The 16,373-nt window shown below is 57.0% G+C and carries 15 protein-coding genes; 5 read left to right on the top strand and 10 right to left on the bottom strand.

What is annotated here, in order from left to right; all coding sequences use genetic code 11:
• Nucleotides 1-16: 16 nt before the first annotated feature.
• From LG198_RS08635 to LG198_RS08600, 8 genes are all read right to left on the bottom strand, one after another.
• Nucleotides 17-3,499: a response regulator gene (locus LG198_RS08635; protein WP_230342769.1), complete on the bottom strand. Its 3,483-nt coding sequence runs from the start codon at nucleotides 3,497-3,499 to the stop codon at nucleotides 17-19.
• Between the two features lie 164 nt (nucleotides 3,500-3,663).
• Complete coding sequence (locus LG198_RS08630; protein ID WP_230342768.1) at nucleotides 3,664-3,855, bottom strand: DUF3008 family protein; 192 nt, start codon at nucleotides 3,853-3,855, stop codon at nucleotides 3,664-3,666.
• 145 nt (nucleotides 3,856-4,000) lie between these two features.
• Nucleotides 4,001-4,885 (bottom strand): efflux RND transporter periplasmic adaptor subunit, encoded by an 885-nt coding sequence (locus tag LG198_RS08625; RefSeq protein WP_230342767.1) that lies wholly within the window; start codon nucleotides 4,883-4,885, stop codon nucleotides 4,001-4,003.
• 13 nt (nucleotides 4,886-4,898) lie between these two features.
• Nucleotides 4,899-5,096 carry a DUF1656 domain-containing protein gene (locus LG198_RS08620; protein WP_230342766.1) on the bottom strand — a complete coding sequence of 66 codons (198 nt, stop codon included), beginning with the start codon at nucleotides 5,094-5,096 and terminating at the stop codon, nucleotides 4,899-4,901.
• Entirely contained in the window at nucleotides 5,089-7,254 is a 2,166-nt protein-coding gene (locus LG198_RS08615) for an FUSC family protein (protein ID WP_230342765.1), read from the bottom strand. The genes LG198_RS08620 and LG198_RS08615 overlap by 8 nt, the downstream gene beginning before the upstream one ends.
• A gap of 17 nt (nucleotides 7,255-7,271) precedes the next feature.
• Entirely contained in the window at nucleotides 7,272-8,732 is a 1,461-nt protein-coding gene (locus tag LG198_RS08610) for an efflux transporter outer membrane subunit (RefSeq protein WP_230342764.1), read from the bottom strand.
• A gap of 55 nt (nucleotides 8,733-8,787) precedes the next feature.
• Nucleotides 8,788-9,291 (bottom strand): MarR family winged helix-turn-helix transcriptional regulator, encoded by a 504-nt coding sequence (locus LG198_RS08605; RefSeq protein WP_230342763.1) that lies wholly within the window; start codon nucleotides 9,289-9,291, stop codon nucleotides 8,788-8,790.
• A gap of 92 nt (nucleotides 9,292-9,383) precedes the next feature.
• Nucleotides 9,384-9,986, bottom strand: coding sequence for a TetR/AcrR family transcriptional regulator (locus tag LG198_RS08600; RefSeq protein ID WP_230342762.1), 603 nt, complete (start codon nucleotides 9,984-9,986; stop codon nucleotides 9,384-9,386).
• Between the two features lie 124 nt (nucleotides 9,987-10,110).
• Here LG198_RS08600 and LG198_RS08595 point away from each other — a divergent pair, with 124 nt between their 5' ends.
• The 3 genes from LG198_RS08595 to LG198_RS08585 are packed head-to-tail and all read left to right on the top strand — an operon-like array spanning nucleotide 10,111 to nucleotide 12,543.
• Entirely contained in the window at nucleotides 10,111-10,905 is a 795-nt protein-coding gene (locus tag LG198_RS08595) for a quinoprotein dehydrogenase-associated SoxYZ-like carrier (RefSeq protein ID WP_230342761.1), read from the top strand.
• Nucleotides 10,889-11,287, top strand: coding sequence for a c-type cytochrome (locus LG198_RS08590; RefSeq protein WP_230343039.1), 399 nt, complete (start codon nucleotides 10,889-10,891; stop codon nucleotides 11,285-11,287). Before LG198_RS08595 ends, LG198_RS08590 begins: the two co-directional genes overlap by 17 nt.
• The gene (locus LG198_RS08585) at nucleotides 11,284-12,543 is read left to right on the top strand and encodes an NAD(P)/FAD-dependent oxidoreductase (protein WP_230342760.1); all 1,260 of its coding nucleotides are present in this window, start codon (nucleotides 11,284-11,286) and stop codon (nucleotides 12,541-12,543) included. Before LG198_RS08590 ends, LG198_RS08585 begins: the two co-directional genes overlap by 4 nt.
• A gap of 152 nt (nucleotides 12,544-12,695) precedes the next feature.
• Here LG198_RS08585 and LG198_RS08580 read toward each other — a convergent pair whose 3' ends face one another.
• Nucleotides 12,696-13,595, bottom strand: coding sequence for a DMT family transporter (locus LG198_RS08580; RefSeq protein WP_230342759.1), 900 nt, complete (start codon nucleotides 13,593-13,595; stop codon nucleotides 12,696-12,698).
• Between the two features lie 103 nt (nucleotides 13,596-13,698).
• Nucleotides 13,699-14,595: a LysR family transcriptional regulator gene (locus LG198_RS08575; protein WP_230342758.1), complete on the bottom strand. Its 897-nt coding sequence runs from the start codon at nucleotides 14,593-14,595 to the stop codon at nucleotides 13,699-13,701.
• A 104-nt stretch (nucleotides 14,596-14,699) separates the two neighbouring features.
• Here LG198_RS08575 and LG198_RS08570 point away from each other — a divergent pair, with 104 nt between their 5' ends.
• Nucleotides 14,700-15,569 carry a pirin family protein gene (locus LG198_RS08570; protein WP_230342757.1) on the top strand — a complete coding sequence of 290 codons (870 nt, stop codon included), beginning with the start codon at nucleotides 14,700-14,702 and terminating at the stop codon, nucleotides 15,567-15,569.
• A 168-nt stretch (nucleotides 15,570-15,737) separates the two neighbouring features.
• Entirely contained in the window at nucleotides 15,738-16,361 is a 624-nt protein-coding gene (gene ycaC, locus LG198_RS08565; RefSeq protein ID WP_230342756.1) for an isochorismate family cysteine hydrolase YcaC, read from the top strand.
• Nucleotides 16,362-16,373: the final 12 nt, after the last annotated feature.

Raw genomic sequence — 16,373 nt, 5'->3', positions numbered from 1 at the left:
TTCTGTCGCATGGTGATTATTCTGTGCGGTTGATGTCGGCAGGCAGCCAAACCCTGAGCAATGAATGCAGGCGCGACAGGTCGATCGGTTTGGCAAGGTAGTCATTCATGCCCGCCTTGATGCATTGCTCCTGGTCATCCTTCATTGCCTTGGCGGTAATCGCAATAATAGGCAGGCGCTCGAAACGTCCATCGGCACGGATACGGCGCGTAGCTTCCAGCCCGTCCATTTCCGGCATCATGACATCCATCAGCACCAAATCGATGTCGGGCACCTGGTTGAGCTTGCTGATGGCTTCTATGCCATTGCGGGCTACTTCGACTGCCATGCCCCTCTGTTCCAGTGCGCTGGTCAGCGCGAACACATTGCGTACGTCATCATCCACCAGCAGGATGCGGCGTCCATCAAAAATGCGTTCGCGGCTGCGCAGGGTCTGCAGCATGTGCTGGCGTTCGCTGGACAACTCGGATTCCACCTTGTGCAGGAACAGGGTCACTTCATCAAGCAGGCGTTCCGGAGAGCGCGCGCCCTTGATGATGATGGAATGGGAGTACTTGAGCAGGTCGGCCTCTTCATCGAGTGTGAGGTTGCGCCCGGTATAGACGATAACAGGCGGGAAGGCACAAATATCCTCGGTGGACATGCGATGCAATAACTCGCTGCCCTGCATGTCCGGCAGTTTGAGGTCAATGATCATGCAGTCAAAGATATTGCTGCGTAACTGTTCTAGGGCGTCTGCGCCAAATTCCACCGCCACGATTTCAACATCGTCGTCGGCAATCAGCTGATGCACGCTTTCGCGCTGGCGTGCATCATCTTCAACCAGCAGCACGCGTTTTATCTTCTGTGTCAGTTTTTCTTCCAGCCGGGCGAAAACCAGTTTGAGTTCTTCCAGTGTCGTCGGCTTGAGCGCGTAACCCACTGCGCCAAGATGCAGGGCTGCTTCGCTGTGATCCTCGCTGGAAATGACATGCACCGGGATATGACGGGTGCGGGTGTTCTCCTTGAGTGTCTGCAACACACTTAAACCCGACTGGTCAGGCAGGCGTATGTCCAGCAGGATGGCTTGTGGTTGGTAGTGCGCTGCCAGATGCAGGCCTTCGTCTGCAGAATGGGCCACCAGGCACTGGTAGCCCATTTCGTGGGCGAGATCGAAGAGTATTCTGGCAAATGCTGTTTCATCTTCCACAACCAGCACCAGGCGTTTTGATTCCTGCGCCTGCTCGCGGTCATCCGGGAAGGCCGGGCCAGTAAAGGTCTTGGCCGGTTTTTCCGCGGCCGGTGTTGGTTCGGCCGCGGGTTGGACTGGTTCTGGTTTTGCCAGACTTTCCGCTGGGTGCAGCAATATCGGCGCCGGCTGCCACTGTTGGGGGAGCAGCAGGGTGAAGCTGCTTCCCTGTCCGCGCGTGCTTTCCACTGAAATTGAGCCGCCCAGCAAGGAGGCCAGGTTGCGTGAGATGGAAAGCCCCAGCCCTGTACCGCCATAGCGCCTGCTGGAGGTGCCGTCTACCTGACGGAACGGGGCAAAAATAGCTTCGTGCAGGTTGGCATCTATGCCAATACCGGAATCCTGCACCGTAAAGCGAAGCTGGCCATCCTCGGATGCGGCGATATTAAGCGAGACACTGCCATGGTCGGTGAACTTGATGGCATTTGAGAGCAGGTTCTTCAGTATTTGTTCCAAGCGCTGACGGTCGGTGTAAAGCGACTTCGGGGCGTCGGGGGCAATGTCGATCTTGAAGTCCAGCTTCTTTTGCCGCGCCATGGGCTCAAACACGGCCTGCAGGGAATTGGCCAAGTGGTTGAGTGCGAGCTCCTGTGGTTTCAGTTCGAGCTTGCCGGCCTCTACCTTGGAAATATCAAGAATATCGTTGATCAAATTGAGCAGATCGTTACCTGCGGAATAAATGGTCTGGGCGAACTTGATCTGTTCCTCGCTGAGATTGCCTTCGCGGTTGTCGGCCAGTAACTTGGCCAGGATCAGCGAGCTGTTGAGTGGCGTACGCAGCTCGTGGGACATATTGGCCAGAAACTCGGATTTGTACTGGCTGGCGCGTTCGAGGTCTTCTGCCCGCTCCTGCAATTGTGTCTGTGCTTCTTGCAGCGCGCTGTTTTTCTCATCCAGCCTCAGTGCCTGTTCAGCCAGTTTGTCGTTGGTCTGCTCCAGCTCGGCTTTCTGGTTTTCCAGGGTTACCTGGGATTCTTCCAGTACGCGGGATTGTTGCTCAAGCTCTTCATTGCTAGTGCGTAATTCTTCCTGTTGTACCTGCAGTTCCTCATTGAGTTGTTGCGTCTCGGAGAGCACGTCCTGCAAGCGTTGGCGTGAAAGTGCCACCTCAATTGCAATCCCCAGGTTGCTGGTAATCAAGGAGAGAAATTCTTGTACACGCGCTTCAGGCGGATGCAAAAAGGCAACTTCTATCACGCCATTGATACGACCATCATTGCGGATAGGTGCAATGACGAGCTGGCGCGGCAGGGCATCGCCAAGGGTAGAGTTGACCTTGATGTAGTCGTTGGGCAGGTTGTCCAGTGTAATCAGGCGACCTTCCGTCATTGCCTGGCCGACAAGGCTATCGTGGGCATGTAACACGGAGGGACGTTGTTGATGCTCCGGGCTGAAGCCATACGTGGCAACGCGTCGCAGGCTGCCGTCATCCTCGAGTATGTATAGTGCGCCTAAGTGAATGCCGATATAGCGTGCAAGGAAATCAAGTGCGGTGCGCCCCAGTTGCGGCAGGGCAAGCTGACCGATTCCCAGTTCGGCCAGCGATGACTGGCCGGTACGTAGCCAGGCTTGTTGCTGAAGCGTTTCGGCGTGTTGCTGCTGCTCCTGCAGTACATCTTCATAATTGTCAGAAAGCAGGAGCAGTTCGCGGCGGCCGAAATAGCCTAACAACCCTGTGAGCGCGAGCATAAATACAAGATAAGACACGAGCGAGAAATTGATGGTGTTGCGCGCGCTGTCGTTTCTTTCTTTCAGTAGCCGTTGCTCCTGCTCGATGAATTTTTCCAGTTCCCTGCGGATCTCGTCGAACTCCAGCTTACCGCGGCCAGACCGTACCACACTGGCAAAGTCTCCCCCGTTGCGGCGCATTTCAATCATATTATTGGCATATTGGCTCCATTGATCTTCCTGGGCCTGGATGCGTTTCAGGCGTTCAACCTGGGTGGGGTTGTCGTTCACCAGCACGATCAGACTGGAAATCTCGGCCTGTAGTCTGGGTTTGCCAAGTTGGTATGGCGCTAAAAAGCTTTCGTCATTGCTGATCAGGTAGCCGCGCATGCCGCTTTCGAGGTCAACGGCCAGTTTTGAAATTTCCTGGGCTTTGCCAATCACACGTTCGGTATGCTCTACCAAACTGAGTGTGGACAAGAGGTTGAGGATCAGCCCGACAAATAAAGTAGCGCTGACGATACCTACTGCTAGAGGTAGGAGGATATTGCGGCGCAGGATGCGCTTGAAGCTGGCCTGCTCGATACTAGCTTGCCCGGACATGAGGGATCCCTGCACATTTATGGATGGGCTAGTTTAGCGTAATCTTTATGAGGAAGTGCCGATAAGAGCGGGCAATATCGTTAAAAATAGGGAGAAATTTGCTCAATTACGCGGGAATTCGTACGTTTTGTAGGACTTGTCTTACAGAAAGCCAAGGTTCCCGTTCAAGGTTGTTTTTCCACTTTGTAAGGTTTGTCTTTGTGCTTGGTAGCAGCGAGTTTTTCCAGTTCTTTTTCGCTCATGCTGTCTACCATGCTGCGTGATGCGCCCTTTAGCTTGCTTTTCTTCGTTTCACCACGTTTGGCGGAGAGAGCCGCACCGGCAGCCATTTGCTGTGCTTTGGATTTTGCAGGCATTGTTTGCTCCTTATATTGATTCACGAGAAACTTGGGTTCCAGTGTGGCAAAGCTGCTTTAGGCTGAATGTCGGCGCAAGACGTTTTTTGATGTCAGAAAAACTTAAGCGCTTGTTCACCACCTTAGGAACGGTTGTGAACAGGCGCTAGGATTTGCTACTTGAGGCGGGGTGGATGATGACTGAACAGGTCATGCCGGCCACCAGCACGACACCCTCGGGAATCTCGTCGATATGGATGCGCACCGGCACGCGTTGAGCGAGGCGTACCCAGTTGAAGCTCGGGTTGACGTTGGCGAGCAGCCTGACATCGGTAGGATTGTCGCGGTCGGTAATGCCGCGCGCAATACTCTCGACATGGCCGCGCAGGACGAAGTCGGTGCCCAGCATGCGAATTTCCGCGGGGTCGTTGACATGGATGAGGGCGAGCTTGTGTTCCTCGAAGTAGCCATAGATCCAGTAGGATTTCTGGTCGATCAGTGCCAGCTTGGCTTCCCCTGCCTGGGCATAATCGCCTGGCCGCACCAGCAGGTTGGATATCCATCCATCCACAGGGGCACGCACTTCAGTGCGTTTCAGGTCGAGCCGGGCATGCTCATGTTCGGCGACGGCCTGGTCCAGGTCTGCCTTGGCCGCCAGTGTGATGAGGTCGGCATCTTCACGGTCCTCGCGCGAGATGACCTGGTCATCCAGCATGGCGCGTCGCGTGGATTGGCCGCGCTTGAGCGCCAGCGTGATCTTGCGTTGCTCCAGCCTGGCCCCTGTCTCCGTCAGCGTGTGATGGTAACGCTCGGTATCAATGCGGAACAAAAGGTCGCCTTTTTTCACATACTGGTTGTCGCGTACTGCCACCTCGGTGACCAGGCCGGGGATGTCACTGGCGACATTGACCACGTCAGCGCGTACCCGGCCATCGCGCGTCCACGGGGAGTCCATGTAACGCACCCAGAGCATATGCCCGAGCAGGACCGCCAGCCCGACAATCAGCAGGGTGATGGAGACGCGCAGGATTTGCTTGTGCATTTCTTTCATGGGAGTTGCCTTGTCAGTAGATCATGAGGCCCAGGCTGCAAACCAGGCAGATAAAGAGGCCGAGACGGAATAACGCGCGGTACCAGATATGGCGGTATAGCCCGGAAATGGTGAACACCTGGTCCAGAAGCCAGGACAATGCCAGGCCTCCTGCAAAGGCGAGAATCAGGGCTGGCACCAGCGCATCCAGCAGCGCAAGTTCCCTAGGCATGGCTCAGCTCCTGGGTAGTTAAAGGCGGCTGGCTGAGTGGCGCGCTCAAGGACAGCACCGAGTCACTATCCAGCAGTGCGCCACGGATGAAATGCAGCATGGTCAGCAGTTCGCGATAGCTGGACTGCGGCAGTTGCGCCTGGGCCTCGCTGGCCTGCAACTGGTCGATGCTGCGGGTGATGGACTGGATGGCGGCATGGCGCAGGCGCGAGCTTGGCTTGCCGAACAGCCTGGCGATATGTGACAGGCTTTGCTCTATGCGGCCACGCAAGGCGGTGTCGTCAACCGTGGCAAGCTGCGCGCGCAGTACCAGCACGGCATGGCCGATTTCCAGCGTGGACAACAACCAGTCCACGACTTCCTTATCCTTGGCATCCGCTGCCCGGCGCGCAGCGCCCATGCGCAGCAACAGTTCACGCGCCTGGGTTTCCAGGTGAGCGCGTTGCAAGGGGAGTGCCTGCAGACAGGCATCCTGGACCAGTTCGCGCATGGCGCGGGCCACGCGCGTGCGCGACCAGTGGCTATTCGTCAGGTCGATAAGGTTGTAGAACAAACCGGCAATCATGATTGCCATCAAATCGGCCATGGCGTCATTAAGAAAGGTCACTGGGTTGGCGCTGAAAACCTGGTTAAAGCCAATGTGCGAGAGAAAAATCAGGAAAATGCCGGTGCCGACTACCGCAACCGATGGATAGGTAGTGAGCCAGGCGGCCAGCGCAATGGCAGGCGTGACGGCAAGCGCCAGCATGAGGAAGCCTTGCGCCTGCGGCAGGAGCTGGAAATTGCAGATATAAAGCAGCGCGGTGCCGATCAAGGCGCCAATGATGAAATGGCGCACGGTCTTGCTCGGCGATGGCGTGCTTGCAAACAAGGTGCTGGTGATCATGCCTATCGTGATGGCTTCTATCCCCGAACGCCAGTCGAATAAAATCCAGATGCCGGCCATGACAGTCAATACCAAGGCGCCGCGAATGCCTGCAAGCAATGCCGCCAGCGGGTCGAAATGCATGCCCAGCCTAGGCGTCTGTATGCTGGTACTGGGCAGGCGTGCGCCCGGTTCATTTAATCCGGCATAGGTATTGGTGTAGGCATGCAGCTCTTCCAGCACGCGCTGGACCAGTTCGGCACCGGTAGCAAAGTCCAGCTGTTCGGTTGCCGTCAGGCTCTCTGGCAGGCTGGACTGCACTTCATTGACATGCAAGGGCCAGCGGTCACGCAACGCCTTGATAGTTAGTGCTGCATGGCGAGCTTCCTGTTCATTGCGGATTTCCCGCTGGTGGAGCACGACAGCGGACTGAATCGGGGAAAACAGGACCAGCAATGCGTCAACGACATGTGGGTGGCCGCCCATGTACAGGCGCCGCAGCAGTTGTTCAAGGGCGTGAAAGCTGGTGGTCGCCGCCATAAACTCCGCATTGAGCAGGTTGAGCCGCTGCCGGTAGGCGCGCGAGTAGTCGCTTTCCATGCCCGAGGAGGCATGGAAGCTCTCCAGCTCAAAAACGTCCCCGACCATGCGCAGCGTGGCGGCCTGGGTGGCTGGCCCGGCAAGTTTTTCGCGGTTGAGGCTGCGCAGCAAGCCGGAAAAGTCGCGGTAACGCTTGCGCACCGCATTGCGCAACAGGTCGCCGACCCCTTGCGGAAACACAATGGCACTGACCAAGCTGGCCGATGCAAGGCCGACCATGATCTCGGAAAACCGTGTCATGGCAATGTCGAAGGTCTGGCCCGGGTTGAGCGTGGCAGGCAAGCCGACGATGCAGATGGTGTAGCCTGCTAGCACAAAGGCGTAGGACTGGTGGTGGCGGAATACCATGGAGCCTGCGGTGCACAGCCCTATCCATACTGCGAGGTAGCCCAGGAACAATATGCGTTCCTGGGCAAACAGACCGACCAGCACCAGCGAGGCGAGGATGCCGACGATTGTGCCCCAGAACCGGTAGTAGCTCTTGGCAAGCACCATGCTGGTCCGCGCCTGCATTACGATCATGACGGTAAGCAGTGCTGTGCGCGGCTGCTCAAGCTCAAAGCGCAGGGATATCCACATGGCGAGCAGGCAAGCGAGCAAGACCTTGACCACATATATCAGGGTTTGGCCGTCATCCCGCAGCCAGTCGCGCCAGACACCAAGGAGCGTATAGCGCCAGCGCCGGTTACGCATGAAAAGCGCAGCCGCCATCAATGCACGCGGGCGGCCATAGTGTTGGCCGGGGATGTGTCCGTTGCAATCACGCCGCCACCCAGCGCCTGCATCAGGCCGGCATAAGTGCTGAGCCTGACGGCATCCAGTTCGATCAATGTTGCCTGCTGGTTCAATACCTGGTTTTCTGCTTCCAGCACTTGCAGGTAATTGGCAAGCCCGGCCTGGTTGCGCACGCTGGCAAGCTTGCGGCTTTTTTCCGCCAGTGCAAGCGCGGTATGTATTTCTTCATGCTGGCCTGCATTGGAGTGCAGCACGACCAGCTGGCCGCTGACGTCTTGCAATGCCTGGAGCAGAATGCTGTTGTACTGTTCGACGGCAATATCATAGGCAGCGCCTTGTGCGGCAAGATTGCCGCGTCGGCGTCCACCATCGAATAACGGGAGTGAGAGTGCAGGCCCGACCCCGGCAACCCCGGCGGCATTGCTGAGCAGGTGGCTGAAGCCCATGGCCTGCAAGCCGGCAAAACTCAACAGGTTGATGTCGGGATAAAAAGCGGCTTTGGCGCTTGCAACATCATGGCTGGCAGCTTCTATGCGCCAGCGTGCGGCTACCAGGTCGGGGCGGCGGCCGACCAGGCTGGCGGGTACATTGTCCGGCAGGCCAATATCAACGTGCAAGGCTAATGTGGGACGCTCAAGTGCTTCGGTGGCGCCCGGTCCTTGCCCGGAAAGTACGGCCAGCTGTTGTTTCAATAGCGTGATGCGTTCAGCGCTGGCTTCAAGTTGCGAGCGCAGGACGGGAATGGCGGTTTCCACTTCGGTCACGGCGATTTCAGTGCTGAGCCCGGCAGCAAGCGCGCGTTGCGTAATATCCCGTTTTTTTCCGGCAATCTCGATCCGGGTTTCGATAATGTGATGCAAGGCATATTCGCGCGACAAATCCACATAATGCCGGACCACGGCGGTTGCCAGGCTGAGCTTGACCTGCTGTGCTTCAACTGCGGCGGCGGAAGCGCTGTCGAGCGCACCTTTCCATTGCTGTTCGCGCCGTCCCCATAAATCCAGGTCATAGCTGAGGTTGGCGGTTGCCTTGTTGTTCCATTCCGTATGTCCGTTCCACGGCGGCGGGATGAATTGCAAGTCCGTGAAACGTTCGCGTATCAATGAACCATTCAGGCTTGCTTGGGGTGCGCGGGCTGCTGCCACGGTCTGTGCCTGCGCTTCTGCCATGGCTACCCTGGCGCGGGCAGCGTGGATATCGGGATGGTCGGCAAGGCTGCGTTCAACCAAGGCATTGAGTGCCGGATCCTGGTAGGCGCGCCACCAGTCTTCCTTCGGCCAGGGCAGGTCGTGCCGCGCATGGGCAATGTCCTGCCCGGCTTGCAGGCTATTGGCATCCCTTGGCTGGGCGGTGGTGGAAATACCAGACATGCTCACACATCCAGGCAGCACCGCGATGACAGCAGTGCTGAAAGCCTTGAGGATATTGCGATACATGATGGACTCCCGCCCAGGAAATAAAATGTGAGAAAAGGTACGGCTTGCTGGTGTATTACTTCATGACTTCAACATTCGCGCCCAGTGTCTGCATGTGGCGTACCACGTCCTGGCGGTGTTGCAGCGAAAGCGTGGACATCAGGGCGGCGACGTTGGTGTAGTACACCGGCATGACCTCATCGAGTTTCTTGCGGCCGGCGGCAGTGAGCTTGATCTTGAGCTTGCGCCTGTCCTTGCGGTCGGTGAGGCGGCTTACCAGCCCTTCGTTTTCCAGGCCGTCGATAAATCCGGTCATCGTGGCCTTGGTGACGCCAGCCTTTTCAGCGAGCTCGGAAGGCGATGAACTCAGGTTATCTTCCCGCAACAGCAGCACCAGTACCCACCAGCGGCCTTGCAGCAGGCCGTGCCGCGCCAGCATCTTGTCCAATGCATCCGACATGTCGGATGCGGCGCGCAGGATGTTGACGAACTCCCAGATGGCGACGATATCGGCTGCTGGATAATGGCCTGCAAATTTTTTTAGCGACTCTGAGGTCGGTAATTCTTTAATCAATAGCATAGTACGACTTATGATAGTTAGGGGCCGTATGGAGTGTCAATAGCCTGAATGGCTATTTCCATAAAAATTTTATGGGTTTTGTGCCGCTAGGTCTATTTCCTGGTTGCTACCAGTAGTAATTGTTGTTTGTATAGCGATAGTGTGCGGGCGATCACTTGCGTGTCGTCGGTTGATTTTGCCAGCAATAAAGCGCCTTCCAGTGTGGCAATGTAGAGTTCTGCCCAGGCCACGGCATCGAATGCGGCAAGTTTCTGTTCCGCCTTCACTTGATCGAACATGCCGATCAATTCGCTGCGCCATTGCTGGAAATAATCCTGCGAAACCTGGAAAAGCCTGGGATTGGTTTCCTCAAGTCCCATGGTGAAGATGGCAAGCATGCAGCCCTGGCTGAGCTGCGGATCCTGATAGGCGATGATGGCATGGTCCACATAGGCAGTGAGTCGTTCCAGCCGGCTAGTATGCGGTGTTTCATCTATATGCTGCTGGCGGTCATGCGCATCCTGCCAGAACTGCTGCAGCACCGCCTCGCCCAATACTTCCTTGTTTGGGAAATGGTGGAAGAATCCACCCTTGGTGATATTGGCTTGTATACAGACCATGTCGATGGTCATCGCGGAAAAGCCACGAGACAGGATCAGGTCTCTGGCAATCTGCAGGATGCGGTCTCGTGTTGATGGGATAGGCTGGCTGGACATAAGCTTCCTGTGATACTTTCCATTCTGCGTTAGTGATGGCTGGGAAGGATACTATTGACAAATCTGTATACTGTCATAACATACCAACTAGTCGGTATTCTATACAATAAAATGGATTGATCAAATGATGATGCGTTTGTTCGTGAATGGTCTGGTCATGTTAGGAGTGATGTTGTCACTGCCTGCCAGTGCAGAAGTCAATGACCAGAAATGGCAAAGCATGCAGCGTGATTTCTTTCCGGGGAAATCGCTCCTGCAAGGGGATTTTATCAAGATTGCTGCGCCTAGACGTGCAGAAAGCGGCGCGCAGGTGCCGTTTTCTTTCGTGGTGGATTACCCGATGACGGAAAGCCAGTATGTGAAGGCTGTCACCGTGATCGTGGATGCCAACCCGGTGCCGCTGGCAGCAGTATTTCATTTCAATCCGCACAGCGGCAAGGCAGAAATTGCAACGCGGATTCGCCTGGAAACCGACTCATTGGTCCATGTGGTGGCTGAAACCAGCGACGGGAAATTGCATGTCAACGCCGTGCCCGTGCGGGCCAGCGGCGGCTGTGGCGGCACGGTGGAGGGCGATGAGGACGAGGCCAAGCGCAATGCAGGCAAGATGCGCCTGGCATTGGACAGCGAAGCGGGTGAAGGCGATGTACGTAATGTCAAACTGCAGATCAAGCACCCGATGTTTACCGGCCTGCAGCGCGACCTGGTATCCCAGGGCTTCCGCCCGGCTTTCTATATCAGCAAGATTGATGTGCGGTACAACGGCGAGCCGGTATTACAGGCTGATACCTATATCGGCATCAGCGAGGATCCGAATATCCGTTTCCCCTTCATTGCCAAGCAGGATGGCACGCTCACCGTCACCATCCATGACAATGAAGACAACGAGTTCAGCCAGAGCCTTGCGGTCAAGCTTTAAAGTCAGTGCAGCCAATGATGGCGGCATCATGATGCATATGCTGCGGGCAGCCATCCTCAGTGTTGCATGCCTGCTCCCGGTATTGGCATGGGCAGGCAAGACGGATAGCCATGCCCGCACGCTGGCGGCTTCCTGCGCGGCATGTCATGGCCATGAGGGGCAAAGCCGAGGGGAGATTCCCAGCCTGGCGGGTTCCACCACAGCAAATTTCCTTGGCAAGATGAAGCACTATCGCGACATGCCTGATGATGGCAGCGTGATGAACCAGCATGCCAAAGGGCTGACCTGGGAAGAAATTGTGGCGCTTGCTGATTATTTTGCCGCTATTGCACCTGCCGCTGCAGGTGGCCGGGAATGCTGCCAGAAAACGGATGGCCAATGAAGCGGCGCCGTTTCAACCAACTGGCCCTGGCCAGCCTCATCCTCCCCGGCGCCTGGCGCAGCATCGCCCGCGCAGCAAGCGCACCGCGCGTGCTGGTGGTCGGGGCCGGGTTCGCCGGCGCTACGGTTGCCAAATACTTGCGGATATGGAGCAAGGGCAGCATTGAAGTTATCCTGGTAGAGCCAGGACGGGAGTTCGTCTCCTGCCCGGTGAGCAACCTGGTGCTGGGCGGCAACAGGTCAATCCAGGACATTACCCACTCTTATCACGCCCTGGTGCAACACCAGGGCATTCAAATGCGGCATGCCAGTGTGACAGGGATTGATGTGAACAAGCGCAAAGTCAGCCTGGACGATGGCAGTAATTTGCATTACGACAAACTGGTGCTGGCACCGGGGATAAGTTTCGACTACAGCCATCTGAACGCCTTGGCAGGAACGGAGTTGCAGCAACATTTCCTGCATGCCTGGAAGGCTGGAGCGCAAACCAGCGCCTTACAGCAGCAGTTGCAGGCCATGCCGGATGGCGGCGTGTTTGCCATCACGGTGCCTGCCCTGCCTTATCGGTGCCCGCCTGGCCCCTATGAGCGGGCCTGCCAGGTGGCCTATTACCTCCAGCGGCACAAGCCGCGTTCCAAGGTATTGGTGCTGGATGCCAATCCGGCGATCACCTCCAAGCGGGCTTTGTTTGAAAAAGCCTGGGCCGAGCTTTATCCGGGATTGATCGAATACCAGCCAGGCAGCGAGCTCGGGTATATCGACCCAGGCAAGCGCATGCTCGCAACCACGTTTGATCGGCACAAGTTCGATGTGTTGAACCTGATACCTCCCCAGACTGCTGGCAGGCTTGCGCTGGACAACGGCCTGGCCAATGCCGAAGGGAGATGGTGCGATGTGGATTACGTCACCTATGAATCCACGCAGGCGCAGCATGTGCATATCCTCGGCGATGCGCTTGATTCAGGGCTGCCCAAGTCAGCCCATATCGCCACTTCCGAAGCCAAGGTATGCGCGAGCGCGATCATCGCCATGCTGGCAGACGAGCCACCCGACCCGGCGCCGGTATTTGCCAATACCTGCTATAGCTATGTCAGTGCGGATGAGGCCATGCATGTGGCGAATGTATACCGCTATGACGAAAAAAGCCGTGAAATGAAGCCGGCGCAAGGAGGCGGCGTTTCACACGCAAGGTCTGCCGGCGAGGCGCGGGAGGCGCGTTCATGGGCAGTCAATATCTGGCACGACGTGCTGGGCTGAGAGCGGCCAACACAGCGCTTCTGGCGTTGTTGCGCTGCCTTGCCGTACTACCTTACTGCCTGCGGCAGCGCGCCTAGCCAGAAGCGCTGTGTTAGCCGCTCTAGATTACGGCTTTGCTTGCATATAACCGCGCTGGATCGCCTTACCGTGCGTTAGCCTTGGTTGCGGCTGGATAGCGCCAGCCCGCCCAGGATCGCGGCGATGCCGATGGCGTGAAAGATGTGTAGTTGCTCACCCAGGAACAACACGGAAAGCAGGCTGCCGAACACCGGCATCAGGTGGATGAACAGGCCGGCACGGGCAGCGCCTGCCCTGGCGACGCCGATGGTATACAGCGTGTAAGCAATCACCGATGGAAAAATGCCGACGTAGGCGAGCGCCAGCCAGGTTTCATGGCTCCAGACCGGTGGAGCGCCAACATGATATTCCCAGGCATATAGCGGCAACAGCAGGACAATGGCAATGAATATCTGCAGGCCCATCAGCCCGATCCGGTTGATGCTGGCCGGGATGTCTCGCAGCCACAGGGTATAGAGCGCCCAGCAGACCATCGCGGAGAAAATCACCAGGTCCCCGCCGGAAAAATCCAGTTTAGCCAGCCGTGACCATTCGCCGTGCAGGATGATGGTGAGCACGCCCGCAAATGACAAGGCCAGTCCTGCCAATTGCAACAGGTGCAGTCTCAGTCGGTAGAACAATCCGCCAAACAGCAGGATCAGGATAGGAATGCAGGAGTTGAGCAGGATGCCATTGGTGGCCGTGGTGTAGTGCAGTCCGCTATAGACCAGAGTATTGAATGCGGCAACACCGACTAGTGAAACCGCGAGCAGGCGCCAGCGGTATTGCCAGTAGAGCCGCCAGTCACGCCGCATGGCAGGCAAGGCAAAGGGCAGGATGCAGAAGAAGGCGATCACCCAGCGGCCCAGTGACAGCGTAAATGGCGGTATCTCGGCATGAATCGCGCGGCCGACGACAAAATTGCCAGCCCAGAACAGCGGCGGCAGGGAAAGAATCAGGTATAGGGCGAGCGAGGAGGCTGCAGGTTTTTTCATGAGAGGCACAGTATAAGCCAGCTTGGGGTGGGTTCTGCGGCGGGATGCTGGATCAAGGCTGGAATACGGCGATGCATAGTGTTGTCAATAATTGCTTACCTGCTCATGCGTTGTCACTGAACCATGGACGCAACTCAGCCTGTGCAATATCAAGAAACACGCGCAGCTTGGGCGGCATGAAGCGTTGGCGTGGATAGACCAGATGGACCGGGTCCGCCTGTGCCTGCCATTCCGGCAATACACGTTCCAGATCGCCCATTACGAGCCCGGGCTTGCATATATAGGTCGGCAATAATGCCACGCCTTGTCCGCTCAATGCCATGTTGCGCACAATCCCGATGCTGTTGGCCATGGTGTTGCCCTTAAGTGGCACGGTGATGCTGCTCGGGCCGCGCCGGAATGTCCAGGCATCGCGGCCCATGGGGCTGAATTGCAGGCAATGGTGATGATTGAGGTCTTGCGGCTCGCGCAATGCCGGGGCCTGTGCAAGGTAATCGTGGCTGGCGAATGCGGCCCAGCATGCAATGCCGAGCGGCCTGGCGATCAGGCTGGAGTCGCGCAACTGGCCTGTGCGGATGGCGGCATCCACGCCTTCTGCCACCAGGTCCACATAGCGTTCCGTCAGTACCAGTTCAACTTCCAGTGCCGGGTACTGTGTTTGTACTTGCTGCACCAATCCAGACAGCATGCTGTCGCCCAGGTCGGCTGGCGCGGTGATCTTGAGCTTGCCTTGCGGCTCTTGTCGTGCAGCATCGATGGCTGCTTCGGCTTCCAGCATATGACCCAGGCCCAGTGCAGCATGCTCAAAATAGGCATTGCCGGCTTCGGTCAGGTGTAGGCGGCGCGTGGTTCTCTGCAATAGTGTCACTCCCAGCCGCTGTTCCAGCCTGGCAACGCGGGTGCTGACCGTGGAGGTAGGTAATTGCAGTTGCCTGGCGGCGGCACTGAAGCTGCCTGCCTGCACTACCTTTACAAACACTGCAGCTTCGTTGAAATCCATGATTGTTCAATTAAATGAAAAGTAATTTCATATTTAACCATCTAGTCCCATAAAAGTCTTGTCTTTATAGTGGGAAACATCAACATTCGACGCAGGAGAGCAGCATGAAAAAACTTGCATTCATCAAGCGCAGCAATGGCCGTCACTGGGTTGGCGACGGTTTCCCGGTGCAGAGCATTTTTTCTTACCGTGATATTCACGAGGAAATGTCCCCATTCCTGCTCATGGACTACGCCGGGCCTGCCCGCTTCGAGCCTACGGAAAAGCGCCGTGGCGTGGGCCAGCACCCGCACCGCGGTTTCGAGACGGTGACCATCGTCTATGACGGCCAGGTATCGCACCATGATTCCACGGATGCGGGCGGCACCATAGGCCCCGGCGATGTGCAGTGGATGACGGCAGGTTCCGGCATCGTGCACGAGGAATATCACGGCGATGATTATGCCCGGACCGGGGGCGAGTTCGAGATGATCCAGCTTTGGATCAACCTGCCCGCGAAGGACAAGATGGCGAAGCCTGGCTACCAGGGCATTACGCAGGAGCAGATCCCTGAAGTGGCATTGCCTGGTGATGCGGGAAAGGTTCGCGTGATTGCTGGCGAGTATCAAGGCAACCACGGGCCTGCGCGTACGTTCAGCCCGATGAATGTCTGGGACGTGCGGCTCAATGCGGGCAGCACCACCAGGCTCACCTTGCCTGAAGGCCATACCACTGCCGTATTCGTGCTGCATGGTGCAGTGGGTGTCGGCGATACACACACGATTCGCCCGGCCGAACTGGCCGTGATGCAACGTGAAGGCAATGAACTGGTGTTGGAAGCGCAGCAGGACACGGTCTTGTTGCTGTTGAACGGGGCGCCACTGCATGAACCCGTGGTCGGCCATGGCCCCTTTGTCATGAATAGCTGGGAGGAAATTGAGCAGGCGATTGATGACTACAACAATGGCCGTTTTGCAGCTGCCGTAGTTGGATAACTTGCACCATGCATCAACTTAGAGCGGCAAACAAAACTCTCCTGGCGTTGTTGCTTTGCCTTGTCGTACTACTTGTACTGCCTGCGGCAAAGCGCCTAGCCAGGATCGCTTTGCTGAGTTTTGTTAGCCGCTCTTATAAATATCAACCGATTTGAAAAGGAGAAACCCATGACTAAGCCCTATGTACGCCTTGACCGCGATAACGCGGCTGTATTGCTGGTGGACCACCAGGCCGGATTATTGTCCCTGGTGCGTGATATCGACCCGGACAAGTTCAAGAACAATGTGCTGGCGCTGGCAGATGCCGCCAGGTATTTCAACCTGCCTACCATCCTCACCACCAGCTTCGAGACCGGTCCCAATGGCCCGTTGGTGCCGGAATTGAAGGAATTGTTCCCGGATGCGCCGTATATCGCGCGTCCCGGTCAGATCAACGCCTGGGATAACGAGGATTTCGTCAAGGCAATCAAGGCTACCGGCAAGAAGCAACTGATTATTGCTGGCGTAGTGACGGAAGTCTGCGTGGCATTCCCGGCCCTGTCTGCGCTGGAGGAAGGATATGAGGTGTTCGTGATCACCGATGCTTCCGGCACCTTTAATGCCATGACGCGCGACGCGGCCTGGGAACGCATGACGGCTGCGGGCGCGCAACTGCTGACCTGGTTTGGCGCGGCCTGCGAGCTGCACCGTGACTGGCGCCGGGATATCGAGGGCCTGGGTGCGTTGTTCTCCAACCATATCCCGGATTACCGCAATCTCATCACTGCATTCAACACCCTGACTGCCAAATAAAGAGGCTGGTTA

It is taken from the genome of Methylobacillus arboreus (assembly GCF_020532725.1).
In the GTDB taxonomy this organism is placed as follows: Bacteria; Pseudomonadota; Gammaproteobacteria; order Burkholderiales; family Methylophilaceae; genus Methylobacillus; species Methylobacillus arboreus.
This window is presented reverse-complemented; position numbering and strand designations above follow the sequence as displayed.

Excerpts from the sequence above, each read along its gene's own strand:
- LG198_RS08575 (WP_230342758.1), bottom strand. The coding sequence starts at position 14,595 with ATGGATTTCAACGAAGCTGCAGTGTTTGTAAAGGTAGTGCAGGCAGGC.
- LG198_RS08595 (WP_230342761.1), top strand. The coding sequence starts at position 10,111 with ATGATGATGCGTTTGTTCGTGAATGGTCTGGTCATGTTAGGAGTGATG.
- LG198_RS08610 (WP_230342764.1), bottom strand. The coding sequence starts at position 8,732 with ATGTATCGCAATATCCTCAAGGCTTTCAGCACTGCTGTCATCGCGGTG.
- LG198_RS08600 (WP_230342762.1), bottom strand. The coding sequence starts at position 9,986 with ATGTCCAGCCAGCCTATCCCATCAACACGAGACCGCATCCTGCAGATT.
- LG198_RS08605 (WP_230342763.1), bottom strand. The coding sequence starts at position 9,291 with ATGCTATTGATTAAAGAATTACCGACCTCAGAGTCGCTAAAAAAATTT.
- LG198_RS08615 (WP_230342765.1), bottom strand. The coding sequence starts at position 7,254 with ATGCGTAACCGGCGCTGGCGCTATACGCTCCTTGGTGTCTGGCGCGAC.
- LG198_RS08620 (WP_230342766.1), bottom strand. The coding sequence starts at position 5,096 with ATGCCTAGGGAACTTGCGCTGCTGGATGCGCTGGTGCCAGCCCTGATT.
- LG198_RS08585 (WP_230342760.1), top strand. The coding sequence starts at position 11,284 with ATGAAGCGGCGCCGTTTCAACCAACTGGCCCTGGCCAGCCTCATCCTC.
- ycaC (WP_230342756.1), top strand. The coding sequence starts at position 15,738 with ATGACTAAGCCCTATGTACGCCTTGACCGCGATAACGCGGCTGTATTG.
- LG198_RS08630 (WP_230342768.1), bottom strand. The coding sequence starts at position 3,855 with ATGCCTGCAAAATCCAAAGCACAGCAAATGGCTGCCGGTGCGGCTCTC.
- LG198_RS08580 (WP_230342759.1), bottom strand. The coding sequence starts at position 13,595 with ATGAAAAAACCTGCAGCCTCCTCGCTCGCCCTATACCTGATTCTTTCC.
- LG198_RS08625 (WP_230342767.1), bottom strand. The coding sequence starts at position 4,885 with ATGAAAGAAATGCACAAGCAAATCCTGCGCGTCTCCATCACCCTGCTG.
- LG198_RS08635 (WP_230342769.1), bottom strand. The coding sequence starts at position 3,499 with ATGTCCGGGCAAGCTAGTATCGAGCAGGCCAGCTTCAAGCGCATCCTG.
- LG198_RS08570 (WP_230342757.1), top strand. The coding sequence starts at position 14,700 with ATGAAAAAACTTGCATTCATCAAGCGCAGCAATGGCCGTCACTGGGTT.